The organism is Paraburkholderia sp. EG286B, assembly GCF_040965655.1.
Classification (GTDB): Bacteria; Pseudomonadota; Gammaproteobacteria; order Burkholderiales; family Burkholderiaceae; genus Paraburkholderia.
This window is the reverse complement of the sequence record NZ_JBFRCF010000044.1, coordinates 1-24685: the sequence shown is the minus strand read 5'-3', so window position 1 is coordinate 24685 and position 24685 is coordinate 1. Positions and strand designations below refer to the sequence as shown.

21 protein-coding genes are annotated in these 24685 nt (G+C 64.9%); 12 read left to right on the top strand and 9 right to left on the bottom strand.

Annotated elements, in window-relative coordinates; genetic code table 11:
- The first annotated feature begins 117 nt into the window (after window positions 1-117).
- The gene (locus AB4Y42_RS41100; protein WP_028205068.1) at window positions 118-516 is read left to right on the top strand and encodes a hypothetical protein; all 399 of its coding nucleotides are present in this window, start codon (window positions 118-120) and stop codon (window positions 514-516) included.
- Window positions 517-654: 138 nt separating this feature from the next.
- A complete protein-coding gene (gene bamA, locus AB4Y42_RS41095) occupies window positions 655-2970 on the top strand; it encodes an outer membrane protein assembly factor BamA (RefSeq protein WP_368691267.1) in 2316 nt (771 codons plus the stop codon).
- 49 nt (window positions 2971-3019) lie between these two features.
- Here the strand turns inward: bamA and AB4Y42_RS41090 are convergent, their stop codons facing one another.
- Window positions 3020-3970 (bottom strand): LysR substrate-binding domain-containing protein, encoded by a 951-nt coding sequence (locus tag AB4Y42_RS41090; protein ID WP_368691268.1) that lies wholly within the window; start codon window positions 3968-3970, stop codon window positions 3020-3022.
- A 117-nt stretch (window positions 3971-4087) separates the two neighbouring features.
- Between AB4Y42_RS41090 and AB4Y42_RS41085 the strand changes: the two genes are divergently transcribed.
- From AB4Y42_RS41085 to AB4Y42_RS41075, 3 genes are all read left to right on the top strand, one after another.
- A complete protein-coding gene (locus tag AB4Y42_RS41085; protein ID WP_368697512.1) occupies window positions 4088-5263 on the top strand; it encodes a M20 aminoacylase family protein in 1176 nt (391 codons plus the stop codon).
- A gap of 63 nt (window positions 5264-5326) precedes the next feature.
- Entirely contained in the window at window positions 5327-6652 is a 1326-nt protein-coding gene (locus tag AB4Y42_RS41080) for an MFS transporter (RefSeq protein WP_368697511.1), read from the top strand.
- Window positions 6653-6773: 121 nt separating this feature from the next.
- Window positions 6774-7148 carry a hypothetical protein gene (locus AB4Y42_RS41075; RefSeq protein ID WP_368691271.1) on the top strand — a complete coding sequence of 125 codons (375 nt, stop codon included), beginning with the start codon at window positions 6774-6776 and terminating at the stop codon, window positions 7146-7148.
- Window positions 7149-7359: 211 nt separating this feature from the next.
- On the opposite strand, the gene AB4Y42_RS41070 is transcribed toward AB4Y42_RS41075, so the two are convergent.
- Window positions 7360-7557, bottom strand: coding sequence for a hypothetical protein (locus AB4Y42_RS41070; RefSeq protein WP_368691272.1), 198 nt, complete (start codon window positions 7555-7557; stop codon window positions 7360-7362).
- On the opposite strand from AB4Y42_RS41070, the gene AB4Y42_RS41065 reads away from it, so the two are divergent.
- From AB4Y42_RS41065 to AB4Y42_RS41055, 3 genes are read left to right on the top strand one after another with little or no spacing between them, the layout of a single operon-like run.
- The gene (locus AB4Y42_RS41065; protein ID WP_368691273.1) at window positions 7556-9187 is read left to right on the top strand and encodes an efflux RND transporter periplasmic adaptor subunit; all 1632 of its coding nucleotides are present in this window, start codon (window positions 7556-7558) and stop codon (window positions 9185-9187) included. The genes AB4Y42_RS41070 and AB4Y42_RS41065 overlap by 2 nt on opposite strands.
- A gap of 3 nt (window positions 9188-9190) precedes the next feature.
- Window positions 9191-12355 carry an efflux RND transporter permease subunit gene (locus AB4Y42_RS41060; RefSeq protein ID WP_368691274.1) on the top strand — a complete coding sequence of 1055 codons (3165 nt, stop codon included), beginning with the start codon at window positions 9191-9193 and terminating at the stop codon, window positions 12353-12355.
- A gap of 3 nt (window positions 12356-12358) precedes the next feature.
- On the top strand, window positions 12359-13810 hold the full coding sequence (locus AB4Y42_RS41055) for an efflux transporter outer membrane subunit (protein ID WP_368691275.1): 1452 nt from the start codon (window positions 12359-12361) through the stop codon (window positions 13808-13810).
- A gap of 67 nt (window positions 13811-13877) precedes the next feature.
- Here AB4Y42_RS41055 and AB4Y42_RS41050 read toward each other — a convergent pair whose 3' ends face one another.
- The 4 genes from AB4Y42_RS41050 to AB4Y42_RS41035 all read right to left on the bottom strand — a co-directional run bounded on the left by AB4Y42_RS41050 (window position 13878) and on the right by AB4Y42_RS41035 (window position 17037).
- Complete coding sequence (locus AB4Y42_RS41050; protein WP_368697510.1) at window positions 13878-14102, bottom strand: hypothetical protein; 225 nt, start codon at window positions 14100-14102, stop codon at window positions 13878-13880.
- A 154-nt stretch (window positions 14103-14256) separates the two neighbouring features.
- Window positions 14257-14622, bottom strand: a complete 366-nt coding sequence (locus AB4Y42_RS41045) for a hypothetical protein (RefSeq protein ID WP_028205078.1) — start codon at window positions 14620-14622, stop codon at window positions 14257-14259.
- 256 nt (window positions 14623-14878) lie between these two features.
- On the bottom strand, window positions 14879-15454 hold the full coding sequence (locus AB4Y42_RS41040) for an ankyrin repeat domain-containing protein (protein WP_368691277.1): 576 nt from the start codon (window positions 15452-15454) through the stop codon (window positions 14879-14881).
- Window positions 15455-15645: 191 nt separating this feature from the next.
- Window positions 15646-17037 carry a short-chain fatty acid transporter gene (locus AB4Y42_RS41035; protein WP_368691278.1) on the bottom strand — a complete coding sequence of 464 codons (1392 nt, stop codon included), beginning with the start codon at window positions 17035-17037 and terminating at the stop codon, window positions 15646-15648.
- Window positions 17038-17539: 502 nt separating this feature from the next.
- Between AB4Y42_RS41035 and AB4Y42_RS41030 the strand changes: the two genes are divergently transcribed.
- Window positions 17540-18196 carry a peroxiredoxin gene (locus AB4Y42_RS41030; RefSeq protein ID WP_368697509.1) on the top strand — a complete coding sequence of 219 codons (657 nt, stop codon included), beginning with the start codon at window positions 17540-17542 and terminating at the stop codon, window positions 18194-18196.
- 109 nt (window positions 18197-18305) lie between these two features.
- Here the strand turns inward: AB4Y42_RS41030 and AB4Y42_RS41025 are convergent, their stop codons facing one another.
- From AB4Y42_RS41025 to AB4Y42_RS41015, 3 genes are read right to left on the bottom strand one after another with little or no spacing between them, the layout of a single operon-like run.
- On the bottom strand, window positions 18306-19169 hold the full coding sequence (locus AB4Y42_RS41025) for an ABC transporter permease (RefSeq protein ID WP_133184759.1): 864 nt from the start codon (window positions 19167-19169) through the stop codon (window positions 18306-18308).
- A 17-nt stretch (window positions 19170-19186) separates the two neighbouring features.
- The gene (locus AB4Y42_RS41020; protein WP_368691279.1) at window positions 19187-19981 is read right to left on the bottom strand and encodes an ABC transporter ATP-binding protein; all 795 of its coding nucleotides are present in this window, start codon (window positions 19979-19981) and stop codon (window positions 19187-19189) included.
- A 37-nt stretch (window positions 19982-20018) separates the two neighbouring features.
- Window positions 20019-21038: an ABC transporter substrate-binding protein gene (locus AB4Y42_RS41015; RefSeq protein WP_368697508.1), complete on the bottom strand. Its 1020-nt coding sequence runs from the start codon at window positions 21036-21038 to the stop codon at window positions 20019-20021.
- A gap of 197 nt (window positions 21039-21235) precedes the next feature.
- On the opposite strand from AB4Y42_RS41015, the gene AB4Y42_RS41010 reads away from it, so the two are divergent.
- The 3 genes from AB4Y42_RS41010 (at window position 21236) to hutC (ending at window position 24162) form a co-directional block, all read left to right on the top strand.
- Window positions 21236-21913, top strand: a complete 678-nt coding sequence (locus AB4Y42_RS41010) for a response regulator (RefSeq protein ID WP_110384766.1) — start codon at window positions 21236-21238, stop codon at window positions 21911-21913.
- 18 nt (window positions 21914-21931) lie between these two features.
- A complete protein-coding gene (locus tag AB4Y42_RS41005; RefSeq protein WP_368697507.1) occupies window positions 21932-23341 on the top strand; it encodes a sensor histidine kinase in 1410 nt (469 codons plus the stop codon).
- A gap of 107 nt (window positions 23342-23448) precedes the next feature.
- On the top strand, window positions 23449-24162 hold the full coding sequence (gene hutC / locus AB4Y42_RS41000; protein WP_342925242.1) for a histidine utilization repressor: 714 nt from the start codon (window positions 23449-23451) through the stop codon (window positions 24160-24162).
- Window positions 24163-24685: the final 523 nt, after the last annotated feature.

The window sequence follows — 24685 nt, the reverse complement described above, 5'->3', positions numbered from 1 at the left end:
ACTGAACGCAGTCACGGCGCAATATTGATGAAAGTAATCCCTGTAATGCAGGGGTAACGCCCACACCGCGCCCAGCGCACTAGACTCCGCCGATGCTTTTGTAACGGAGCGCCGCACATGCCCTCGTCCCCGGCTCTTGCCATTCATTCCCTGCGCGATTTCGAGCTGACTGCGGACGGCCAGTACCTGATGGTGAACGGCAATCAGCCGGATAGCGTCGCGCTGCATTGCTCGGTGATGCATGAACTGCTCGCCGCACTTTCCAACGCGATTGGCCGCTCCGAGCGCATTCGCCACAAGACCGCTAGCGTGAAATTCACCATGCCTTGTGAGGCCTGGGAGGTTGGCCGCGAGTCGGGCGACGTGCAGCATCTCGTGGTGAGTTTTCGTCTGCCCGGCGGCGCCGAACTGTCGTTCCGTCTGCAGCCTGCGCAGGCCGTGCACATGACCGAGGTGCTCTCGCTCGCAACAGGGCTCGCGAAGATGCGCCTGCCTGGCCGCGCGAGCATGCAATAGGCGTGGCGCGCCGGCCTCGCGTGGCGCACCCGTTGTACACCCCGCATCCGTGGATGCCGGCCGCGCGCGTCTCGCGCCGGTCATGGCGCATTCGGCACTCCCACGGCTCCTTCGTTGGCTTCACATTCGACCTTCCGCATGACGGCATCAACTACCACGGCGCGCTATGCACGCGCACTGACTCTCGCCGGCTTCGGCATCGGCGTGACCGCTGCGGCGCACGCCACCGAGCCCTTCGTGGTCCAGGACATCCGCATCGACGGGCTGACGCGCATCGAGCCGGGCACCGTGTTCGCCTATCTGCCGATCAAGCAGGGCGAGACCTTTACCGACGACAAGGCCTCCGACGCCATTCGCACGCTGTACGCGACGAGCCTCTTCAGCGACGTGCGCATTTCCACGCAGGGCGGCACCGTGATCGTGCAGGTTCAGGAGCGGGCCGCCATCGGCACGATCGATTTCGCGGGCATCAAGGAATTCGATAAGGATAACTTGACGAAGGCGCTCAAGTCGGTCGGGCTCTCGCCGGGCCAGAGCTACGACAAGGCGCTCGTCGACAAGGCGGAGCAGGAACTCAAGCGCCAGTACCTCACGCGCGGCTACTATGCGGCCGAAGTCACGACGACGGTCACGCCGATCGACCGCAATCGCGTCGGGCTGCTGTTCTCCGTGGTCGAGGGGCCGAGCGCGAAGATCCGCCAGATCAATTTCATCGGCAACAACACGTTCAGCGGCGGCACGCTGCTCGATGAAATGCAGCTCTCCACGCCGAACTGGTTCTCGTGGTACACGAAGAACGACCTGTACTCGAAGGAAAAGCTCACGGGTGACCTGGATAACGTGCGCTCGTACTATCTCGACCGCGGCTATCTCGAGTTCAATATCGATTCGACGCAGGTTTCGCTGTCGCCCGACAGGAAGGACATGTATCTGACGATCGGGATTCACGAGGGCGAGCCTTATACGATCTCGAGCGTGAAGATGGCCGGCAATCTGCTCGACCGCGAGGCGGAGTTGAAGAAGCTCGTGGGCGTCAAGCCGGGGCAGCGTTTTTCGGCGCAAAAGCTCAAGGACACGACCAAGGCGATCGTCGACAAGCTCGGCGAATACGGCTACGCGTTCGCGACCGTGAACGCGCTGCCGGAGATCGACCAGAAGGACCACACGGTTGCGCTCACGCTGCAGGTGGACCCGAGCCGCCGCGTGTACGTGCGGCGCGTGAACGTCACCGGCAACACACGCACGCGCGACGAAGTCGTGCGCCGCGAAATGCGCCAGCTCGAAAGCTCGTGGTTCGATTCGAACCGTCTCGCGCTTTCGAAAGACCGTATCAATCGCCTTGGCTACTTCACCGACGTGGACGTGACCACGGTGCCGGTGGAAGGCACGCCGGACGAGGTGGACGTGAACGTGAAGGTGACCGAGAAGCCCACCGGCACGCTTTCGCTAGGCCTCGGCTATGGATCGGGCGAAGGGCCGATCATCTCGGCGGGCATTTCGCAGGACAACGTATTTGGCTCCGGCAACAGCCTCTCGCTGAACGTAAATACGGCCACGACGTACCGCACGCTTTCGGTCACGCAGGTCGATCCGTATTTCACGGTGGACGGCATCAAGCGCATTACCGACGTCTATTACCGCACGACCGAGCCGCTTTACTACTCGAGCACGAACGACACGAGCTTTCGGATCATTTCGTACGGCGCGGATATGAAGTTCGGCATTCCGTTCTCCGAGACCGACATGGTGTATTTCGGCCTCGGCGTCGAGCAGGACCGCCTTGATGTCGACGCCAACACGCCACAGACCTATAAGGACTACGTGAACGATTTCGGCCGCGTCTCGAACACGGTGCCGCTCACCGTGGGCTGGTCGCGCGACAACCGCGACAGCGCGCTGGTGCCGAGCCGCGGCTACTACGCGCAGGCCAATGCCGAATACGGCACGCCGGCGGGCACGCAGTACTACAAGGGCGATGCGCAAATGCAGTATTACTACTCGTTCGCGCGCGGCTTCGTGCTGGGGCTGAACTTCCAGGGCGGCTACGGCAACGGACTGGGCGGCAAGCCATATCCGATCTTCAAGAACTACTATGCGGGCGGGATCGGGTCGGTGCGCGGTTACGAGTCGGGCTCACTCGGGCCGCGCGATACGACGACGAACGATCCTATCGGCGGATCGAAGATGGTGGTGGGCAATATCGAGCTGACGTTTCCGCTGCCTGGCACGGGTTATGACCGCACGCTGCGCGTCTTCACTTTCGTGGATGGCGGTAATGTGTGGGGTACCGAAGGCAGCAGCACCGGGGCGAACGGCTTGCGTTATAGCTATGGCGCGGGGCTTGAATGGATCTCGCCGATTGGACCGCTCAAGCTTGATCTGGGGTTCCCGATCGTCAGGCACGCCGGTGATCAGTATCAGAAGTTTCAGTTTCAGATTGGGACTTCGTTCTGAGTTTTTTTGCTGTGTTTTTTGCGGCCCAAACAGCCAAAACAAAAACAAATCAAATCAGCAACTCGAGCGAGTGATAAAGCCGCCTGCGCTCAGGATTAGCAGACGCCTCGCCGGCATGAATCGCCTCCTTGAGGCACTCCAGAAAGCACTCAGCCGCGGCAGAAAGCGGCACGCCACGCCGAGCGACCACGCTCACCACCGTCCGATCCACCTCCTCCTGAAGCGCGAGCGCACGCAAGTTATCACGCGCAAAGCGTGTCTCCACCAGCGGCCACGGAAAGATACTCACCATATCCGTGTTCATGATGAGCCCCATCGCGACCACGAACGAATGCGCCAGGTGCACGTTGTCCGGCATCGGCAACCCGTGACGCAGGAAGACGTCGTCGGCGATCATCTCCTTGCTGGCCGGGTCCCAGTTGAGCAACCATTCGCAATCCTGAAGTTCTTTCAGCGATTGTGCCTGCGAGAGCGGATGGTCCTTGCGTACCACCACGGCCGACTCTGTGGCGAAGATCGGCGTCTGCGTGAATTCTGCGTGCAGCGAAGCAGGACCGGGCTTGCCTAGCGAAAAGTCGAGCGAGCCGTCGCGTAGGCGTGGCATCACGATATTGAGCAGGCCTTCGTAGAACTCCAGCTGCATGCCGGGCATGCGCTCGCGAAACAGCGTGACGGCGTCGGGCAGAAAGGAGAGGGCGAGCCACGGCGTCACGCCGATCGCGAGCTTGCCGCCGCCGCGCCCGCGCCGCGCATCGAGTTCGTCCTGGGCGCGCGACATCTGGTGCACGACCAGCCGCGCATGGACGAGCAGCGCCTGGCCCGCTTCCGTGAAGGCGATGCCGTTCGCATTGCGCGTGACGAGCGCGATTTGCTGCTCGGCTTCGAGCTCGCGCACCGCTTTCGTCGCCGCCGCCGGCGAGATGCCGAGCGCACGCGCGGCCGCGCGAATACTGCCGGTATCGGCCATGGCGACGAGCGCGCGGAACTGGTGGAACTTCATAAGGGATAACCCGAGTGCGCACTTCTGGTTGGCGGGCCAACTATTTTAGGGCTGTCGGCGCCAAACAGACGTCATTATTCTCGAGCGAATTCGTCGTCCCCTCTGGAGAGAATTCGTATGAACACGATGGCTATCCCGGCCGCAATCGCCGCGATCGAAGAAGAGATGATCGCGCTGCGCCACGAGATCCACGCGCATCCCGAACTGGGCTTCGAAGAATTCGTCACGAGCGACCTCGTCGCGCAGCGCCTCACCGAGTGGGGCTACGAGGTGCACCGCGGGCTCGGCGGCACGGGTGTCGTGGGCACGCTCAAGGTGGGCGACGGCAAGCAGCGCCTCGGCCTGCGCGCCGACATGGACGCGCTCCCCATCCACGAAAACACCGGCCTCGATTACGCGAGCCGCATTCCGGGCAAGATGCACGCGTGCGGCCACGACGGCCACACCGCCATGCTGCTCGCGGCGGCGAAGCATCTCGCGCAGTCGCGCAACTTCAGCGGCACGCTGCACCTCATTTTCCAGCCCGCCGAAGAAGGCCTGGGCGGCGCGAAGCGCATGCTCGACGAAGGCCTTTTCGAGCGCTTTCCCTGCGACGCCGTGTTCGCCATGCACAACATGCCGGGCTTCCCCACGGGCAAGCTCGGTTTTCGCGCGGGCCCGTTCATGGCTTCGTCGGACACGGTGATCATCGACATCGACGGGCGCGGCGGTCATGGCGCGGTGCCGCATAAGGCGATCGACCCGGTGGTGGTGTGCGCCAACGTCGTGCTCGCGCTGCAGACCATCGTGTCGCGCAACGTGCCGCCGCTCGACATGGCGATCGTCACTGTGGGCGCGATCCATTCGGGCGACGCCCCCAACGTGATTCCGCAAACCGCGCAGATGCGCCTCTCGGTGCGCGCGCTGCGCCCCGAAGTGCGCGACCTGCTGCAGGAGCGCATCACCGCGCTCGTGCACGCGCAGGCAAGCGCCTACGGTGCGACGGCGCGCATCGACTACCAGCGCCGCTACCCGGTGCTCGTGAACGACGCGGCGATGACGGCGTTCGCGCAGGATGTGGCGCGCGACTGGCTCGGCGAAGACGGCCTCATTCACGACATGGCGCCGCTCACCGGCAGCGAGGACTTCTCGTTCCTGCTCGAGCGCTGCGCGGGCAGCTATCTCATCATCGGCAACGGCGACGGGGAGGGCGGCTGCATGGTGCACAACCCCGGCTACGACTTCAACGACGATTGCCTCGCCACCGGCGCGGCATACTGGGTGCAGCTCGCCGAGCGCTTCCTGCGCGGCTGAAGCCCGCAGCCAGCGGGCGCACGCACCACGATACGAGACACGAGACACACGAGGAGACACCCGATGAACGCCACGTCGATTCAGGCGCCGACCGCTGCCGCCCCGGCTTCCACGCGCCGCTCGCGCGCGAAGGCCATCTTCGCGATCACGCTCGGCAACGGGCTCGAGTTCTTCGACTTCACGGTCTACAGCTTCTTTGCCTCGATCATCGGCTCGCTGTACTTCCCGGTGCATGGCTCGCTGAACCAGTTGATGCTCGCCGTCGGCAGCTTCGGCGTGGGTTTCGTCGTGCGTCCGGTCGGCGGCATCGTGATCGGTGCGTTTGCGGACCGCGTGGGCCGCAAGGCCGCCATGACGCTCACGCTCTGGCTCATGGCGCTAGGCTCGGCGCTCATCGCGTTCGCGCCCACCTATGCGCAGATCGGGCTCGCGGCGCCCGCGCTGATCCTGCTCGCGCGTCTCGTGCAGGGCTTCGCGGTGGGCGGCGAAGTGGGCGCCTCGACATCGCTCCTGCTCGAATACGCCGACGACCGTTCGCGGGGCTTCTACGGCAGCTGGCAATTCGTGAGCCAGGGCCTGAACACGGTGTGCGGCGCGCTCATCGGCGTGGCGCTGTCCACCATGCTCTCGCAGGCCGCGCTCGAAAGCTGGGGCTGGCGCGTGCCGTTCGTGATCGGCATGCTGGTCGTGCCGGTGGGCGTGTATATCCGCCGCCATCTCGACGAAACGCTCGCGAACCCCGTCGAAGCCGAAGACGCCGAACCCGTGGCCGACATGGCGCGGCCGCTGCGCGAGATTTTCGGGCGTCATCGCACGGCGCTCGCAGCCGGCGTCGTCACGACCATCGGCGGCACGGCAGCGAACTATATCGTCCTGTTCTACATGTCGACCTATGCGATCAAGATTCTCGGCCTGCCGATGTCGGTCGGCATGAGCGCGGCCCTCGTCGCGGCGCTCGTCACGGCGATCTGCTCGCCGTTCGCCGGCTCGCTTTCCGACCGCCTGGGCCGCAAGTGGGTGATGGGTGTCTCGCGCGTGCTGCTGATCGCCGTGATCTATCCGGCCTTCATGATCATCCACGCCATGCCGAGCGTCGCCACCGTGCTCGCGGTCGTGGCCGTGCTGGGCGCGATCGTCGCGTTCACGGCGGTCCCCAATATCGTGATGCTGCCCGAACTCTTTCCTCAGTCGATTCGCGTGACGGGCATGTCGGTGGTGTATTGCGTGGGCGTGTCGATCTTCGGCGGCTTCGCGCAGTTCTTCGCGACCTGGCTCATCAAGCTGCTCGACAATCCGCTCGCGCCCGCCTGGTATCTGATCGGCTGCGGCGCGGTCTCATTGCTCGCACTGCCGCTCATTCGCGAGCCGGCGGGCCGTCCGCTCGATTGAGACCTCTCTTCGGCCGCTACGCACTTTTAGCGGCCGTGTCCTGTTTATTTACCAGACGTTTACGCGGCGCTGCCTAGAATCGGTTCGTGTTCAACTCAAGCGCGCCGCCCCGAACGGCGGCGTGCGCACAACACGTATGCCGTCTATCGTCTCGCAGGGCCCGATTTCCCGAGGTGCCCGCTCCGCCGCCGCGCCGCGGCCCGTCATCTCGCTGCGCAATGCGCGCAAGCCGCTTCACCCGGCAACTCATCGCGCAACGGTGCAACTGGTCGTGCGCGTGCCCACGAGTGAAGCGCAACTCGCTCGCTGCACGTTGCATGGTCTGGTTGGCAGCGCGCTCGGCGTGCATACAATCGATATCGATCGCCGCAGCGATCTCGCTTGCCTGCACGTCGAACTCGATCGCCGCCGCGTGGCCGAGGCCATGGCGCTGCTCATGCGCACGCTTTCGTGTGCGGAATTCGGCACGGTGCGCCGGCTCGATCGCGCCGCCTGATTCGCAACGCGTGTTGCAGCCGCCGCTGCGACGGCTGCGACACGCCTCTAAGTTCTCCCGTCCGCAGTTCACGCGACGCATTTTCCGTGCGTCCGCAATCTCCGCTTCACGCGCTCTCCCTTTGTCCCTACGCGAGCGTGGCGCATATTCATGCGCACGTTAACGAACCATTAGCGCACCTTCGTTTCGGATTTCGAAACGATTTCGGTCACTATTGCTCCACGAGTGCCGTCTCGTCATCGCGTGCGACTTTTTGGCCGTCCTGATTCAGCGTTCTCCCGAAAAACAGTAGTATCTGTTCGAGCACCAAAGTCAGTTTGGCGATTTGATCCGACTCGATCGCCCGCGCGCGCCTGATTTGGGGTTCGTCGGTCCAGCGCAGATCGTCGATAACAACGGAGAACAGCATGACTCACGGATTTCGGGTGGCCAGCTTGTGTCTGTCGCTTGGATTGCTGGTTAGCGTCGTTGCATGTCATGACAACAAACCTGCTGCTGAAACACGACCTGCCGCAAACGTCGACGTGATCAATGTGGCGCTGCGCGACGTGCCGGTGGTCTTTGAATACGTAGGGCAGACAGAAAGCTCGCAGCAGGTCGAAATTCGCGCGCGCGTGAACGGCTTCCTCGAAAAGCGCGTGTATACAGAAGGCTCGCTGGTCCATGCGGGCGACGTGATGTTCGTCATGGACCGCAAGCCCTTCGAGGCCGCGCTCGACGCCGCGCAGGCCGAGCTTGCGCAGCAGAAGGCGCGGCTCGTCACCGCGCAGGCCAACCTCAATCGCGTGCGTCCGCTCGCCGCGAAGAACGCGTTGAGCCAGAAGGATCTCGACGACTCGGTCGGCCAGGAGCAGGCGGCCGCCGCCGCGGTCGAAGGCGCGCGGGCGAATGTCATCAGCGCGACGCTCAATCTCGGCTATACGAAGATCGTTGCGCCCGTCACCGGTCTTTCGAGCTTTGCGAAGAAGCAGGACGGTTCGTATATCGATGCGACCAATAGCCTGCTCACCTATGTGGCGAAGCTCGATCCCATGTGGATCAACTTCTCGCTCTCCGAGAACGAGATGCTCGATCTGCGCACGCAAACGCAGAACGGCACGCTCAAGCTGCCGCCCGTCGGTAAGCTCGAAGCGGTGATCGTGCTCGCCGACGGCAGCATCTATCCCGAACGCGGTCACATCGCGTTTACCGATGCCTCGCTCAGTTCGGAAACCGGCACCTACCTGATTCGCGCCGCCATGCCTAACCCCACGGGGTCGCTGCGGCCCGGTCAGTTCGTGCGTATCAAGCTGCTGGGCGCGCTGCGGACTTCCGCGGTGGCCGTGCCGCAGTCGGCGGTGCAGCAGGGGCCGCGCGGCGCGTATGTGTGGACCGTCGACAAGGACGGCAAGGCGCAGCAGCGTGTGGTGGAAACGGGTGAATGGAATGGCAACGACTGGGTGATCAAGTCGGGTTTGCATCCGGGCGATCATGTCGTCATCGACAATACGCTGCGGCTCATGCCCGGTGCGCCGGTCAAGGCGAACCTCGTGGCCACGCCGCCCGCAACTGTCAATATCGGCGGGCCCGGCGCCGGCGCAGGCGGCGGGGCGCAAGCGGGCGCGGCCGGGGCTTCCGGCCCGGCGGCTGCGAATGCCAGCGCCAACGCGCAGGCCGGCGCGGGCACGATCGCCGCGCAACCGCGCGCGGCATCCGGCGCTGCCGACGTGATGGGCGAACGCACCGCGCTTTACTTCGCGTCGGGCAGTTCGAGCCTCGACGCCCAGTCGGCCGACGCGCTTGCGGCCGTGGCGCGCCGTCTCGTCGCCGAGCCGGGCATGCGCGTGGTGATTTCGGGCTACACCGATTCGAGCGGCTCGCAAGCCGCGAACCAGCGTCTCGCGGCCGCCCGCGCAGGCACGGTGCGCGCCGCGCTGGTCGTGGCCGGCGTGAAAACCGAGCGCATCGAAATGCGCAAGCCGGCGCAGATCGTCGCCAACGATCCGCCCGACAAATCCCGCCGCGTGGACGTCACGTTCTCGCCCGCCGCGGGAGGCTGAACGATGAAGTTCTCCCACTTCTTTATTGACCGGCCAATTTTCGCGTCGGTCCTCTCGATCGTGCTCGTCGTCGCCGGTCTGGTGTCGATGTTCAACCTGCCGATCGCGCAGTTTCCGGACATCGCGCCGCCCACCATCACGGTGAGCGCGACGTATCCGGGCGCGAGCGCCGATATCGTCGCGCAGAACGTGGCCGCGCCGATCGAACAGCAGGTGAACGGCGCGGACAACATGATGTACATGAACTCGTCGAGTTCCTCGACGGGCAACATGACGCTCACGGTTTACTTCAATATCGGCACCGATCCGTCGCTCGCCCAGGTGGACGTGCAGAACCGCGTGAACCTCGCGCTGCCTTTCCTGCCCGACTCGGTGACGGCCCAGGGCGTGTCGGTGCAGAAGCGCTCGTCGGCGTTCATGATGGTGATCGCGATCTATTCGCCCGATAACGCCTACGATGCGTCCTATGTGGCGAACTTCGCGAACGTCTACGTGCTCGACGCGCTCAAGCGCATTCCGGGCGCGAACCAGGCGTCGATCTTCGGTTCTGCCGACTATGCGATGCGCGTGTGGCTCAAGCCCGACCGCATGGCGAAGCTCGGCATTACCGTGGCCGACGTGCAGAACGCGATTGCGCAGCAGAACCAGCAGTTCTCCGCGGGCCGGCTCGGCCAGGCGCCGACCGACAAGCCCGTGAACCAGACCTTCCCGGTGACGACGAAGGGCCGTCTCACCGAGCCCGCCGATTTCGACAACATCATCCTGCGCGCGGCGTCGGGCGATGCGGCGATCGTGCGCCTCAAGGACATCGGCCACGCGGATCTGGGCGCCAAGGACTATTCGCTGCGCGGCCGCTACAACGGCAAGACGGCCACGCTGCTCGCCGTGTATCAGCAGCCGGGCGCGAATGCGCTGCAAGTGGCCAAGCAGGTGCGCCAGACGCTCGAGCAGTTGAACAAGAACTTTCCGCCCGGTCTCAAGTATGAAGTCGCGCTCGATACGACCGAGTTCGTGCACGAGTCGATCAACGAGGTGGTCCATACGCTGCGCGATGCGGTGATTCTCGTGATCATCGTGGTGTACATCTTCCTGCAAAGCTTCCGGGCGACGCTCGTGCCGCTGCTCGCGGTGCCCGTGTCGATCATCGGCGCGTTCATCGGCATGGAGGCGTTCGGCTTCTCGATCAACATGCTCACGTTGTTCGGCATGGTGCTGGCCATCGGTATCGTGGTGGACGACGCGATCGTGGTGATCGAAAACGTCGAGCGCAACATGAGCGAGTTCAAGCTGCCACCCAAGGAAGCGGCCAAGCGCGCGATGGACGAAGTGAGCGGACCGGTGGTGGCGATCGTGCTGGTGCTGCTCGCGGTGTTCATCCCGGTGGCGTTTCTCTCGGGCATCACGGGGCAGCTCTACAAGCAGTTCGCGGTGACGATCGCGGTCTCGGTGGTGCTTTCGGGTATCGTCGCGCTCACGCTTTCGCCCGCGCTCGCGGCCATCCTGCTCAAGCCGGGCGAGCACAAGAAGAACCACTTTTTCCGCTGGTTCAACGAGAAGTTCGATAACCTGACCAACGGCTATGGCAGCTGGGTGCAGACGGCGATACGCCGCGTGATCCTCTCCATCGGGCTGATCGTCGTGATGCTGATCGCAACCGTCGGCCTGTTCAAACATATTCCATCGTCGTTCCTGCCCGTGGAGGATCAGGGCTATCTGTTCGGCGCGGTCGTGATGCCCGACGCGGCGAGTCTGGACCGCACCGGCGACCTTTCGAAGAAAGCGGAAGACTGGTTCGCGAAACAGCCTGCCGTGAGTTCGGTGGCGGCGCCGATCGGCTACAGCCTGATCGACTCGCAGTACAAGTCGAACGCGGGCACGCTGTTCGTGACGCTCAAGGGCTTCAAGGATCGCGGCGAGAACGGCACCGCGCAGGACTTGATCCGCGACGCCACCAAGGCGTTCTCCACGTTCAAGGACGGCGTGGTCGTGCCGCTCAATCCACCGTCGATTCCGGGCCTCGGCACAACGGGCGGCTTCGAGTTCTGGCTGCAGAGCACCGGCGACGGCAGCTATCAGCAGCTCGAAGACAAGGTGCGCCAGGTGATTGCGAAGGCGCGCCAGAACCCGGCGCTGCGCGGCGTGAATTCGACCATCAACACGAATTCTCGCCAGTTGCTCGTGGAAGTGGACCGCGAGCGGGCGGAGACGCTCGGCGTTCCGGTTCAGGACATCTATTCTGCACTCCAGACGATGTTCGGTTCCTTGTACGTGAGCCAGTTCCCGAAGGGCAGCCGTCTGTTCCAGGTGATCATCCAGGCCGAACCGCAATACCGCTTGAGCCCGGACGATATCCAGCAGCTCTATGTGCGCAACCGCAACAACGACATGGTGCCGATCAAGGCCGTGACGACTTCGCGTTTCGTGCCTGGACCTGACATCGTCAACCGCTTCAACAACTTCCCGGCGGCGAAGATCACCGGCGACGCGGCGCCGGGCCGCAGCTCGGGCGAGGCGATCGCGGCGATGGAGCAGATCGCCAACGAAGTGCTGGGCGACGGCTACAGCTACGAATGGAGCGGCCAGGCGTACGAAGAGAAGAAGGCCGGGTCGACGGCGGCGCTCGTGTTCGGCTTCGCACTGCTGATGGTGTTCCTCATTCTCGCGGCGCAGTACGAGAAGTGGTCGCTGCCGGTTGGCGTGCTGCTGGCCGTGCCATTCGCGATTTTCGGGGCGCTGGTGGGCATCCTGTTGCGCGGCATGGAAAACGACGTCTACTTCCAGATCGGCTTGACCGTGCTGATCGCGCTCGCGGCGAAGAACGCCATTCTGATCTTCGAGTTCGCCGTCGAAATGCGCGAGAAGGAGAACATGTCGCCGTACGAGGCGGCGCTGCATGCCGCCAAGCTGCGTCTGCGGCCGATCATCATGACCTCGCTCGCGTTCATCCTGGGCTGCGTGCCGCTCGCCATCGCCAGCGGCGCATCGGCCGCGAGCCGGCGCTCGCTCGGCACCGGCGTGATCGCGGGTATGCTCGGCGCCACGGTGATCGCGCTGTTCTTCATTCCGATGTTCTTCTGGGGACTGGAAACGCTCTCGTCGCGCAAGAAAACGGACGCCACGCCGCATCCCGGCACGCCCCCCGTGGCGCCGCCTTCGCAGGAGGGCTGAGCGATGAAGACACGTTTGAATCTCGCCAATCGCAAGCTGCGGCCGCTCGGGCTGGCCATTGCGACGGCTTGCCTTGGCGCCTGCGCGGTCGGGCCCGACTATCATCGCCCGGCGGTCGAGACGCCGTCGACGTTTCGCTACGCCTCGCCGCAGGCGGAAGCCGTCGATACTACGCTCGACTGGTGGACGCAGTTCAACGACCCGGTGCTCAACGACCTCGTCGCGAGGGCGCTTACGCAGAACAAGGATCTGCTGATTGCGGCGGCCCGCGTCGAGGAGTTCTACGGGCGTTACGTCGTGACGCGCGCGGGCCTGTTCCCGCAGGTGTCGGCGAACTTCGGTGCGTCGCGCAGCCGTGGCGTGCCGGCGCCCGGCTTCCCGCCCGTGGTCGGCAACCAGGTGGAGCTGAACGGCGCAGTGTCCTGGGAACTCGATTTATTCGGCCACTTGCGCAGGCTCACCGAAGCCGCGCGCGCCGATTACATGAGCACGCAGTCCGCGCAGCAGGCCACGCGCATCGCCATCATCGCGAACGTGGCCACGTCGTATCTGCAGCTGCGCGACTTCGACAATCAGCTCGTCATCGCGCAGGACACGCTCGAAAGCCGCAAGGGCGCGCTCGATCTCTTCAACGAGCGCTATGCGGGCGGTGTCGTTTCGCGGTTGCAGGTGAGCCAGGCGCAGTCGGAGTACCAGTCGGCGCAGACCTCCGTGTACTCGATCCAGCAACAGATCGCGACCCAGGAAGACGCCATTTCGCTGCTACTGGGCCAGAATCCGGGGCCGATTCCGCGCGGCAAGTCGATCACCGAGCTCACTGCGCCCGCCATTCCCGCCGGCCTGCCGTCGACGCTGCTGGAGCGGCGGCCCGATATTCTGCAGGCCGAACAAACGCTCGTTTCGGCGAATGCGTCGATCGGCGCGGCGCGCGCGCTGTATTTCCCGCAGATTTCGCTCACGGGTCTGTTCGGCGCGGCGAGCACGGCGCTCTCGGGGCTCTGGACCGGCCCCGCGCGGGTATGGTCGTTTGCGGGCGCGGTCACGCAGCCGATTTTCGAGGGCGGCGCGATCGCGGGCGGCGTGCATCAGGCCGAAGCCGTGCAGCAGGAAGCGCTTTTTAACTACGAGCAGGCGATCCAGCAGGCGTTCGCCGATGTCGAGAATGCGCTGGTGGGCGTCGCGCGCACGCGCGATCAGCTGGATTCGACGACGCGCCAGGTGGCCGCGCTCACGGAATACACGTCAGTCGCGCGCGATCTGTACGAAGGCGGCTACACGAGCTATCTGGAAGTACTCGACGCCGAGCGCAGTCTCTTCAACGCGCAATTGCAGCAGTCGTCGCTGCAGGACCAGGAACTCGCGCAGATCGTGAGCCTGTACAAGGCGCTCGGTTATGGCTGGACGCCGGCAACTCCGCCGCCGGCGGCAGACAGCGCGAAGCCGTCGCAGTCCTGAGCTGCGACGGCTGCGCTTCGAGGCGGGGTGGCGAGGGGCGAACCTGGCGCGGGCGCGCCGGTTCGTTTCATGGAGATTCGGACATCAGCCAGCGCAGCGATTGCGGAGCGGGCTTGGTGGCTTTCGCGGTTGCCTGGGCTTTGGGCGCCGGCTTCGCGACTTTTTGCAGCTGAATGGGCCGGGCGGCGTTGAGGGCGGTTGTGTGGCCGCCGGTTTGCGCGAGCGCAGCAGGGCTCGCCGACGCCAACGCGAGCAGCGCGGCGGCGAACGTCAGGGCGAGGGGGCGAGTCATCTGGGTTCTCCCGCGTGGGCGAGCGGCCGGCGAAGAGGAAAAGGGGGGCCGGCGCTGCAAGCGGGAGTATGTTCTGAGGATAACCGCCACGCGTCCATCATTTGATGGAGAAACGCGTGGCCTGTGTGGGGAACCCCGCTTATCGGATTCCGTTCTAGTCGGCGGGGCGGCGGTCGGCGAGCGCGCGTTCGCAGTCCTTGAGCACTTGCAGGACGAGCTTGGCCTGGTAGTTCAGGTCGTCGGTGTCGAGAATTTCCTCGACGGCGTCGCGCGCCCAGACCGCGTCCACGAACCATGCGTGCTGCTGCGCGATGTCCTGCGCCATGGCGGCGAGGCGCGCGATCGCGAGCCAGTCGGCCTCGCGCGCGTGACGGTCGAGCCACTTGTGCGCCGCCTGGACGTGAAAGGCAGCGTTGGGCCAGGATTCGTTGAGATAGTAGGCCCCGAGGCTCCCGCAGGTGAGCCAGCAGAGCAGCTCCACGCGATCGCGCGGACTCAGATGGTGGCGTACATCACTCATGGCGACGCTCGCGAAAGTAACAGAGTTCGATTGACGGGTGCGTGCAGACTTCGAATCCGATGACAAAACGATATCACGGCTCGTGGAAAATCGCCTGCCCCGCACTGGCGCTGCACGCACGGGTGTTACATGGATAGCGTCGCCTGGCGGCGCGTTGTATGCAAACCAGGAGTGACACCAGGATCGCGCGTGCCGTTATGCGTTTTGCAGCGTTTCGCGTGCCTGCCCATCGCGCCCCAAGATTCACGCGCTCTTTTCACGCGTTTTTGCCGCCGCTTTTCCCGGCGAGCTGGGTGGCCGTGTCCACCGCGCCCATCGCGTTCGCCACGTCGAGCGCGGTGTTGCCCGCGGCGTCGTGCGCCGCCGGGTTCGCGCCACGCGCCAGCAACAGGTCGACGATGTCGGAGCGGTTGAACATGGCGGCGATCATCAGCGCCGTGCGGCCGTCGGGAGAGGCGCCTTCCACGTCGGCGCCGTTTTCCAGCAGGGTGCTGATCACGTCGGCGTAGCCCTTGAAGGCCGCGCCCGCGATCGGCGTTTGCCCGTTGTCGTTGCGCAGATTGGGGTCGGCGCCGTGCTGCACGAGCGTGCGCACGGCGGCGGCGTGGCCGTGATAGCTCGCGAGCATCACGAGGCTGTCGCCTTTTTCGTTGCGAAGGTTCGGCGGCAGGCCTTGTTCGATGAGCGTGGCGAGCGTGTTGGCTTCGCCGCGGCGCGCGGTGTCGAACACCTGGCGCGCGAATTCGACGAAACGCGGATCGAGCTCGCCGCCGTCTTCGCCGGAGCCGGACGATGACGATGAGGGTGGGTTGGGCGGCGCGCTGGCGGTCATGGCAGTCTCCTGGTTCGCATCGCAGATCGATTCGGGGCGGCGTGCCGCCGTCGAGGCTTGCCCATTGTCGCCGATCTTCGCGAGCCGCGAGGCCAGCGCGGCTCACGCGCGCCGCATGAAAAAAAGGCGCTGCCCGAACCGCTAAGAGCGGCCGGCGCAGCGCCTTCCTTCGTGGCGCAACCGCTCGACGCTCAGGGCACGAGCCAGAGCGCGGCGGCGTAGATCACGAGCGACACGGCGAACGTCACCGCGGTATAGCCCATCACGCGCTGGATGCGGATGCCCGCGATCGCGACGATCGGCACGGCCCAGAACGGCTGCAGCATGTTCGAGACGTTCTCGGCCATCGCCACGCCCATGGCAGTGCGCGGCACCGAGGCGTGCAGGCTCAGCGCGGCGGGCAGCACGAACGGCCCTTGCACGGCCCAGTGGCCGCCCGCGCTCGGCACGAGCAGCGTGATGATGAGCGAGCTCAGATAGCTCCAGAGCGGCAGCGAAAGCGGCGTGGCGATCGTGACGAAAGCCTTGGCGATCATCGAGGCGAGGCCCGTGCCCTTCATCACGCCCATGATGCCGCCGTACACGGGGTACTGCAGCAGCATGGAGCCGGTCTGGCGCGCGGCGCGGCGAATGGCGTTCGCGTAGGCGATAGGCGTGCGCTGCAGCGCGAGGCCGATCAGCAGGAAGATCAGGATCGTCGTGTTGATGTCGAGATCGAAACCCTTTTCGCTCCATTCCATCGCCAGATAGCCCGCGCCGAGCACGATCAGCAGCAGCGTGCCGAGCATCGACTGCTCGAGGCGCGATGCGAACGAAGGCGTGCCGTTGCCGACGCGCGCGTGCGGGTCGTCGCTGGCGCCGGCATCGTTCGCTTCGGCTTCGGCCGCCTGGCTGAACGGCGCCACGTGCTCGGGCTTCGGATGCATGCGGATGAAGATGAACGTCATCACGACCACCACGAGCACGGTGGGGATGAAGACGAACGGCGCGAAGACGGTCTGGCTGAGCGGAATCACCTGGCCCGTCGCCTTTTCCACGAGATTGAGCGCGTTGCCGTGCGAGGCCTGCGAAAGGGCGATCGAGCTGGAGAGCCCGCTATTGCAGATCGACCATGCCGAATAGCTGCCCGCCACGAGCCACGCGAAATCCACGTTCACGCGCTTCGCGATTTCGCGCGAGAGCAGCGCGCCCACGATCAGGCCCAGGCCCCAGTTCAGCCACGCGGCGATCGCGACCACCGGAAACACCAGCAGCGCGGCGCGCGCCGGCGTTTGCGCCTTGGCCGCGAGCGCGCGCAGCACGCGCTGGATCACGGGCGCTTCGGCAATGGCGTAGCCCGTGGCGAGGATCAGGATCATCTGCAGCGCGAAGCCGAGAATGCCGAACGTGCCTTCGTACCAGGAGCTGAGCAGCGTCGGGAGATTGCCGTGCGGCGCAATGACGAGCGCGAGCACAGCGACGAAGAAGGTGAGGCAGATGGACAGAACGAAGGGGTCGGGCATGACCCGCTCGAAAACATACACGAGGGCGGCGACGACACCTTGGCGGGAATCGCGCGTTTCAGTCTGGAGGTCTCTTTTCATGCTCTTTGCGCTAGTTCGTAGCGTGTGGCTACTGGCTGGCCGGAGCGGACAGGAGGCGTTGCATGCGGGTGGTCCCGGCACCGTGCGGCTGGCGAGCCAGGCGCGTGGTGGGCGGGGAGGCAGGTGCGGCTCCTCCATCAGCGAGAGGCGATGCCGCCCCGGCGCAGCGGGTTCATATCACGCCTTGCACGCGCGAATATGCACGGCAAGGCGGCCAGCCCGTTCTTGTTATTCTCGTGTTCGTAATTCGAACGCGGATTCGATTATCGAACGACGCATTATTCGCTTCATGCGGAGTGGATGTCAAGGCTGCGATAGCGTGCCGATGCAGGTTTTTAACGCTAAATGAGGGCTGAATGTATGATTGTTGTAATAAAAATGAAACCATAAAGAAATTTCATAAGCGTCACGCGGACTACCTAAAATGCAGAAGCGGGAACCACTTTCGCGCGCGAGCAGATCCCCTCACGAGCTGTAAATCACTGCATTCAGGAGACAGAAGATGACGATTCGTCTTGGAGAAGATGCACCCGATTTCACCGCGGAGACCACCGAAGGCAAGATCCGTTTCCACGAATGGATCGGCGACCAATGGGCCATTCTGTTTTCGCATCCGAAAGACTTCACGCCCGTTTGTACGACGGAACTCGGCTATATGGCGAAGCTCAAGCCGGAGTTCGACAAGCGCAATACGAAGATCATCGGTCTGAGCATTGACCCGGTGGACGACCACGCGAGGTGGGCGAAGGACATCGAGGAAACGCAGGGGAGCGCCGTCAATTATCCGATGATCGGCGACCCGGATCTGCACGTCGCGAAGCTCTACGACATGATCCACCCGAACGCGAGCGGCGCCAGCCCGCGCACGGCGGCCGACAACGCCACGATACGCGCCGTGTTTCTCATCGGGCCGGACAAGAAGGTGAAGGCGATGTTCGTCTACCCGATGAGTTCGGGCCGCAATTTCGACGAGGTGCTGCGCCTGCTCGATTCGCTGCAGCTCACCGCGAAGCACACGGTGGCGACGCCGGTGAACTGGAAGCCGGGCGACGACGTGATCATCCCGACTTCGGTTTCCGACGAGGCGGCGAAGCAGAAGTATCCGCAGGGCTTCAAGACGCTCAAACCGTATCTGCGCACGGTCGAGCAGCCGAAGTAACTGTTGGCGCGCCAGGCAAAAAAACGCGGCGCACTGGCAGTGCGCCGCGGATCACGGACCAGGCAAGCTCTCGCGTCTCACGCGGTCCGGACAGGGGAAGCTGACTGAATCAGTTCGAAGGCGTGGGCCGCCACTTGAGCAAGCGATGCTCGAGCGCGGTAAGCACATAGTCGGCGGCCAGCGCGACCACAGCGAGCACGATCATCGCGGCGAACACGCCGCTCGCATTGAACGCGCCCTGTGCCGTCGAGATCAGCAAGCCGATGCCTTGCTTCGAACCCAGGAATTCACCCACCACGGCGCCGACCAGCGCGAAGCCGAAGCTCACGTGCAGGCTCGCGAGAATCCACGAAAGCGCCGAGGGAATCACGACCGAGGTCGTCACCTGGCGGCGCGACGCGCCGAGAATCTGCGCATTGGCGATCATGTAGCGGTCGGCCTCGCGCACGCCCTGGAACGCATTGGCGAACACCACGAAGAACACCATCACCACGGCGAGCGCCACTTTCGACGCCATGCCGAGCCCCAGCGCGATCACGAACACCGAGCCGAGCACCACGCGCGGAATCGAGTTGGCGATCTTGATGTAGAGGCTGAACACGTCGGAGAGCAGCTTGTTGCGGCCAAGCACGATGCCGCAGAACACGCCGGCCACCGAGCCGATGATGAAGCCGAGGCCCGTTTCTTCCAGCGTGACCCAGACCTGCGTGAGCAGCGGCCCCTGCGAGGTGCCGTTCACGAACCAGTCGATGATCTGGTCGAAGATCGCCGTGGGCATCGAGAAGAAGAACGGGTCGATCCATTTGAGGCGCGCGGCGAGTTCCCAGCCGCCGAGCACGACGACGAGCACGAGAATACGCAGCGAAATGACGAGCAGATTGCGCTGACGAATGCGCTTCTGCGCGGCGCGCTCGACGGCGTCGAGCGAGGCGGTATCGAGGCCTTGCGGCAGGGTTTGTTGCGGGGTGGACATAGTGAACGGCTCCGGTGTTAGGCGATCTGCACTTCTTCGCGCAGGTCGTGCCAGATCTGGCGCGACAGTTCGACGAAGTGCGGCGCGTAGCGGATTTCGGACGTTACGCGCGGGCGCGGCAGATCGATCTCGTAGACCTTCTTGAGCGTGGCCGGGCGCGCGGTCAGCACGAACACGCGGTCGGCGAGCGCAATGGCTTCTTCGAGGTCGTGTGTGACGAACACGACCGAGCCCGTGCCGCCCCACAGCTGCAGCAGCTCGTCCTGCATGAGCGTGCGCGTTTGCATGTCGAGCGCCGAGAACGGCTCGTCCATCAGCAGGATTTCTGGCTTGTTGATGAACGTCTGCGCCAGCGCCACGCGCTTGCGCATGCCGCCCGACAGCTGATGCGGATAGTGCTTGCCGAAGTTGGCGAGGCCCACGCGGCGCAGCCATTCGTTGGCTTCCTCGTAGGCCGCCGACTTCGAGCGGCCGCGATAGAGCGGACCGGCCGCCACGTTGTCGAGCACCGAGCGCCACGGGAACACGGCGTCGGCCTGGAACACGAAGCCGATGCGCGGATCGATGCCGTTCACGGGCGCGCCCATCACGCGCACTTCGCCCGTGGTGGGTTTGAGCAGGCCCGTGATCATGCTGAGCGTGGTGGACTTGCCGCAGCCCGTGGGCCCGACGATCGCGACGAACTCGCCGCGCGCGACCGACATGCTGAAGTCGCGCAGGGCGACGGTCGCCTTGCCGTCCGGTGAAATGAAGCGGCACGAAACATTGCGCAGCTCGATGGCCGGCGTGCCTTGGGAATGGGAGGAAGTCATTGTCTCAGTGGGCTGAACGTGGGGCCGGTTGCGTGGTTTACTTCGACGCCGTGGCGGTCGCAGCCGGCAGATAGTCGTTCGAGTAAGTCTTCGCGAGGTCGATGTGCTTGCCCTTCACCGAAGGATTGAACGCCGAGAGCACCTTGAGCACCGTATCGGGGCCGTCTGCGGGCATGCGGCCGTCCTTCGTGAACATCGGCAGCGAAGACTTCAGCGCGGCCACGTAGAGATCCTTGTTGTTGCCGTAGTAGTCCTTCGGCATCTTCGCGGCGATTTCGTCGGCGCTATGCGTGGCGATGAAGTTGAGCGTACGTGAGAACGCGTGCGCGAGCTTCGTCGCTTCGTCCTTGTGCGACTGCGCCCAGGCGCGCTGCACGTAGAAGCTCGAAGCGGGGTAAGTGCCGCCGAGCGCCGCGCGCGTGCCTTCGAGCGTGCGCATGTCGATGAGCACCCTGGCGTCGCCGGTTTGCAGCAGACGCGAGACCGTGGGCTCCGTGGTCATGCCGGCGTCGATGCGGTTCTGCTTGATCGCCGCGATGAAGGTGTTGTCCGCGCCCACCGGCAGCAGCGTGTACTGGTTGGAGGGCACGCCCGAGCGCTGCGCGAGGTACTGCGTGAGGAAGCTCGTGGAGGAGCCGAGGCCCGTCACGCCGAGCGTCTTGCCCTTCACGTCGGCCATGCTCTTGACCGTGCCGGCCGCCGCGTTCGACACCATTTCCACTTCGCCCGGCACCTGGCCGAACACCACGAGCGTCTGCACTTCCTTGCCCTTGCTCTGCAGGTCGATGGTGTGATCGTAGAAGCCCACCACACCTTGCACCGCGCCCGCGAGCAGTTCGTTCTCCGCGTCCACGCCGGCCGGCTGCGACTGGATTTCGACGTCGAGGCCCTCGTCCTTGAAGTAGCCGAGCTGCTCGGTCAGTTTGGCGGGCAGATAGATGATCTTGGTTGCGCCGCCAACCATGATCGTGATCTTTTCCGCGTGGGCAGCCGTGGAGCCGGCGGCGAGGGCGAACGCGACACTCGATACAGCGGCGATCTGGCGCAAGGTAGGCATCGTGGAGTCTCCTGAAGGTGTGCGCCGTCCATGCGGGCGCTTTTTGGTGGATGCAGCCGATTATAAAAACCGTAAGCCTTCTGCCAGCCTTCGGGCGCCGTGCAAAATCGTCCGTGTTAACCCGCAGGGCGGCGGCGCGCCGGCAGCGGCACAATCGATTCCCCCGAAACGGCCTTCGCCTTTGCCCGTACCCGCCCATGAAGTTGCTGCTGATCGAAGACAATCCCACGCTGGCGCACTGGCTCGTCAAGACGCTGGAGGAGCAGGCGTTCGCCTTCGACGCCGTGCAGGACGGCGAAGCCGCCGACCACCTGCTGCAGTCCAACCACTACGATGTGGTGCTGCTCGACCTCAATTTGCCGAAGCTCTCGGGCAAGAACGTGCTGCGTCGGCTGCGCCAGCGCGGCGACGCGACGCCCGTGATGGTGCTCACGGCGAGCGGCTCGATCGACGAAAAGGTGGAGCTGCTCGGCGCCGGCGCCGACGACTATCTCGTCAAGCCGTTCGAGGTGCGCGAACTGGTGGCGCGCATCAAGGTGCTGATTCGCCGGCAAACGCCCGCGCGCGCGAACGAGATCGGCTGCGGGGACCTCGTGTTCGACCTCAACACACGCCAGTTCACGCTGAAGGGCGCGCCGCTGAACGTCACGCCGCGCGAGCGCACGGTGCTCGAAACGCTGGCGCTGCGCCTCGGCCAGACCGTTTCGAAGGCCGCGCTCGTCGATGCGATCTTCACGCTCGCCGACGAACCCAGCGAGGACGCCATCGAAATCTACGTGTCTCGGCTGCGCAAGAAGCTCGAAGGCAGCTCGGCCGTGATCGTGACACTGCGCGGCCTCGGCTATTTGCTGCGCAGGAAGGATGAAACGCTATGACGACTTGCGCGTGCCGACATGACGGGTAGCCTGCGCGTTCGCCTGCTGTGGTGGATGCTCGTGCCGCTCGCGCTCTACGTGAGTTTCACGGCGACCTCCGAGTACCGCGCTGCGCGCCATACCGCCGATCTGGTGCAGGACGGCCGGCTGCTGTCGTCCGCGCGCATGATCGCCGGTTCCGTGCAATGGGCCGATGGCGCGCTGCGCGCCGACGTGCCGCCCGCGGCGCTCGAACTCTTCGCCTCGCCGCAGCAGGATCAGGTGTTCTACAACGTGCACGTGGAGGGCGGCTCGCTGCTCGCGGGCATGCCCGATTTTCCGCATGCGGCCTCGGCGCCCGCCGTCGATTCGCCTGTGGCGTACGACGCGGATCTGCGCGGCCAGGCCGTGCGCGCCGTGAGCGTGGTGCGCTCCATGTACGACAATGGCCGCATCTGGCGCGTGCGTGTCTCGGTTGGCAAGACCGAGCGCTCGCGCGACGCGATGGTGGAGGCGCTGTGGCGTCCCCAGCTCTATCGCCAGATCGGCATGGTGATGCTGGCCGTGGCGCTCGCCTGCATCGGTCTCACGTTCGAGCTGCGTCCGCTCATGAAGCTCAAGAACGACGTGGCGGACCGCGATCCTTCGCACCTCGAACCTATTCGCGCCGAAGGGCTGCATGCCGAACTGCGGCCCGTCGTGGAAGCCATCAATCAATGCATTGCACGCCTTTCGGCGCAGACGGCGGCGCAGCGCCGCTTCATCGCCGATGCCGCGCACCAGCTGCGCACGCCGCTCACGCTGCTCGGCACGCAGTTGCAGTACGCGCGCCAGCAAAAGGCCGTCGATCCCGCGCTCGACGAAGTGCTGGCGGCCATGCACGTGAGCAACCGCTCGATGGTCGCGCTCACGAACCAGTTGCTGCTGCTCGCGCAGGCCGAGGCGCTCGACCCGGCGCAGTTGCCGGCCGCGCCCGTCGACATGGCGCAGCTCGCGCGCGAAGTGGTCGAGGCGCTCGCGCTGCTCGCGCAGAGGCGCGGTATCGATCTCGGCGCGGAGCTGCCGCGCGAGATTGGCGAGGCGGTGGTGCAGGGGCATCGCGAACTGTTGCGCGCGATGGTCAGCAATCTCGTGGACAACGCGCTGCGCTACACGCCGGCTGGCGGGCATGTCACCGTGTCGGTGCGGGCGAGCGGCGAGACGGTCGCGCTCGAAGTGCTCGACGACGGCCGCGGCATTCCCGCGGAAGCGCGGGCGCGCGTTTTCGAGCCTTTCTTCCGCGCCGCCGCGGAGACGGAGGGCACCGGTCTGGGTCTCGCGATCGTGCGCGAGATCGCGCAGTCGCATCGGGGCGCGGTGAGCCTGAGTCCGGGCGCGGACGGGCGGGGCGTGCGCGCCTGCGTGGTGCTCGCGCGCTGGCAGCCCGCGCTCGTGGCCGAGCCTGCGTAGGGGCCGCTTTAAGGGGCGGTACAATGTGGCCGCCTGAAGCTGCAAGCCCACGCCGCAACTGGCGGCCATCGCTGCGGCGACCACCCGTTCATTCGAAGATCGAGACCATGCAAAAGAAGACGGTCCGCAGTGCCCCGTTGCCCGCCTATGAGCAGATCAAGCGCCATGTGCTCGCGCAGATCGAAAGCGGCGCCTTGGGGCCCGGCGACGTCGTGCCTTCCGAAACGGAACTGGTGAAAGAGTTCGGCGTGGCGCGCATGACGGTGTCGCGCGCGCTGCGCGAGTTGATGGCCGAAGGCGTGCTGAACCGCGTGCGCGGCTCGGGCACGTACGTGGCGCCGCGCCAGTACGAATCGACGGTGCTGCAGATCCGCAATATCGCCGACGAAATCGCGGCGCGCGGCCATCGGCATGCGGCGCGCGTGCTGGGGCTGGAGGCGAGCGACGATCCGAATGCGATCGCGGCGCTCGAACTCGACGCCGGGCCGGTATTCCACTCGCGCATCGTGCACAGCGAGGAGGGCGAGCCGATCCAGTACGAGGATCGCTACGTGAATCCCGAGGTATTCCCCGACTACCTCGCCCAGGACTTCACCGTCGAAACGCCGAATCACTACATGGTGCGCCTCGCGCCGATCCAGCGCGCCGAGTTCCGCATTTACGCGCAGAAGCCCGACGCGCGCGTGCGGCAGTATCTGGAGATGGAAATCGGCGAGCCCTGCCTGCTGTTGCTGCGGCGCACGTGGGTGGGGCGTCATGTGGCGACTTCCGTGCGCCTGTGGCACCCGGCTTCGCGATTTCATCTGGCGGGTACCGTTTGAACCCGGGCGGCGAGGCCGCCCATTGCCCGCAGTCTTGCTGAGAACCGCAGTCCACCGGCCTGGCCCTCTGCGCTCCGTCCCTCGTGATCCCTACCTGCCTTGATCCCGCCTTTTTCGCTTGCGCGAGCGGTCTGACTGCGTCCACGCGCCATGCGTCGTGTCTGGCTGTTTGCAGACTTCTTGTCTAGACAAAGTTTCGCAGCCTCGCTACCGGTTCCTCGCTCACGCAGGCCAATCTCTGCCATTTTCGCCAGGGTAACTACTAACCCGCGTTTGCTCGAAACGAGTTGTATATACAACTTGGCGGCGGTAGACTTAGTCCACGTTGCAGCGCTCATTGGACCTCCGCGGGCGCAGCCCTCCAGCTTGCTATCCAGACTCGACGGACTCGAACAAATGAACCAACCGAACTTCACCGACCCGCGCCTCGACCCGACCCGCACGATCCGCGCGCCGCGCGGCAGCGAGAAGGTCTGCAAGACCTGGCTGGCGGAAGCCGCCTACCGGATGCTCCAGAATAATC

Coding starts and splice junctions, on each gene's coding strand:
- AB4Y42_RS41020 (WP_368691279.1), bottom strand. CDS start 19,981: ATGACTTCCTCCCATTCCCAAGGCACGCCGGCCATCGAGCTGCGCAAT.
- AB4Y42_RS41030 (WP_368697509.1), top strand. CDS start 17,540: ATGACGATTCGTCTTGGAGAAGATGCACCCGATTTCACCGCGGAGACC.
- AB4Y42_RS41025 (WP_133184759.1), bottom strand. CDS start 19,169: ATGTCCACCCCGCAACAAACCCTGCCGCAAGGCCTCGATACCGCCTCG.
- AB4Y42_RS41060 (WP_368691274.1), top strand. CDS start 9,191: ATGAAGTTCTCCCACTTCTTTATTGACCGGCCAATTTTCGCGTCGGTC.
- AB4Y42_RS41015 (WP_368697508.1), bottom strand. CDS start 21,038: ATGCCTACCTTGCGCCAGATCGCCGCTGTATCGAGTGTCGCGTTCGCC.
- AB4Y42_RS41010 (WP_110384766.1), top strand. CDS start 21,236: ATGAAGTTGCTGCTGATCGAAGACAATCCCACGCTGGCGCACTGGCTC.
- bamA (WP_368691267.1), top strand. CDS start 655: ATGACGGCATCAACTACCACGGCGCGCTATGCACGCGCACTGACTCTC.
- AB4Y42_RS41085 (WP_368697512.1), top strand. CDS start 4,088: ATGAACACGATGGCTATCCCGGCCGCAATCGCCGCGATCGAAGAAGAG.
- AB4Y42_RS41065 (WP_368691273.1), top strand. CDS start 7,556: ATGACTCACGGATTTCGGGTGGCCAGCTTGTGTCTGTCGCTTGGATTG.
- AB4Y42_RS41070 (WP_368691272.1), bottom strand. CDS start 7,557: ATGCTGTTCTCCGTTGTTATCGACGATCTGCGCTGGACCGACGAACCC.
- AB4Y42_RS41050 (WP_368697510.1), bottom strand. CDS start 14,102: ATGACTCGCCCCCTCGCCCTGACGTTCGCCGCCGCGCTGCTCGCGTTG.
- AB4Y42_RS41035 (WP_368691278.1), bottom strand. CDS start 17,037: ATGAAAAGAGACCTCCAGACTGAAACGCGCGATTCCCGCCAAGGTGTC.
- AB4Y42_RS41005 (WP_368697507.1), top strand. CDS start 21,932: ATGACGGGTAGCCTGCGCGTTCGCCTGCTGTGGTGGATGCTCGTGCCG.
- AB4Y42_RS41100 (WP_028205068.1), top strand. CDS start 118: ATGCCCTCGTCCCCGGCTCTTGCCATTCATTCCCTGCGCGATTTCGAG.
- AB4Y42_RS41055 (WP_368691275.1), top strand. CDS start 12,359: ATGAAGACACGTTTGAATCTCGCCAATCGCAAGCTGCGGCCGCTCGGG.
- AB4Y42_RS41080 (WP_368697511.1), top strand. CDS start 5,327: ATGAACGCCACGTCGATTCAGGCGCCGACCGCTGCCGCCCCGGCTTCC.
- AB4Y42_RS41045 (WP_028205078.1), bottom strand. CDS start 14,622: ATGAGTGATGTACGCCACCATCTGAGTCCGCGCGATCGCGTGGAGCTG.
- AB4Y42_RS41040 (WP_368691277.1), bottom strand. CDS start 15,454: ATGACCGCCAGCGCGCCGCCCAACCCACCCTCATCGTCATCGTCCGGC.
- hutC (WP_342925242.1), top strand. CDS start 23,449: ATGCAAAAGAAGACGGTCCGCAGTGCCCCGTTGCCCGCCTATGAGCAG.
- AB4Y42_RS41090 (WP_368691268.1), bottom strand. CDS start 3,970: ATGAAGTTCCACCAGTTCCGCGCGCTCGTCGCCATGGCCGATACCGGC.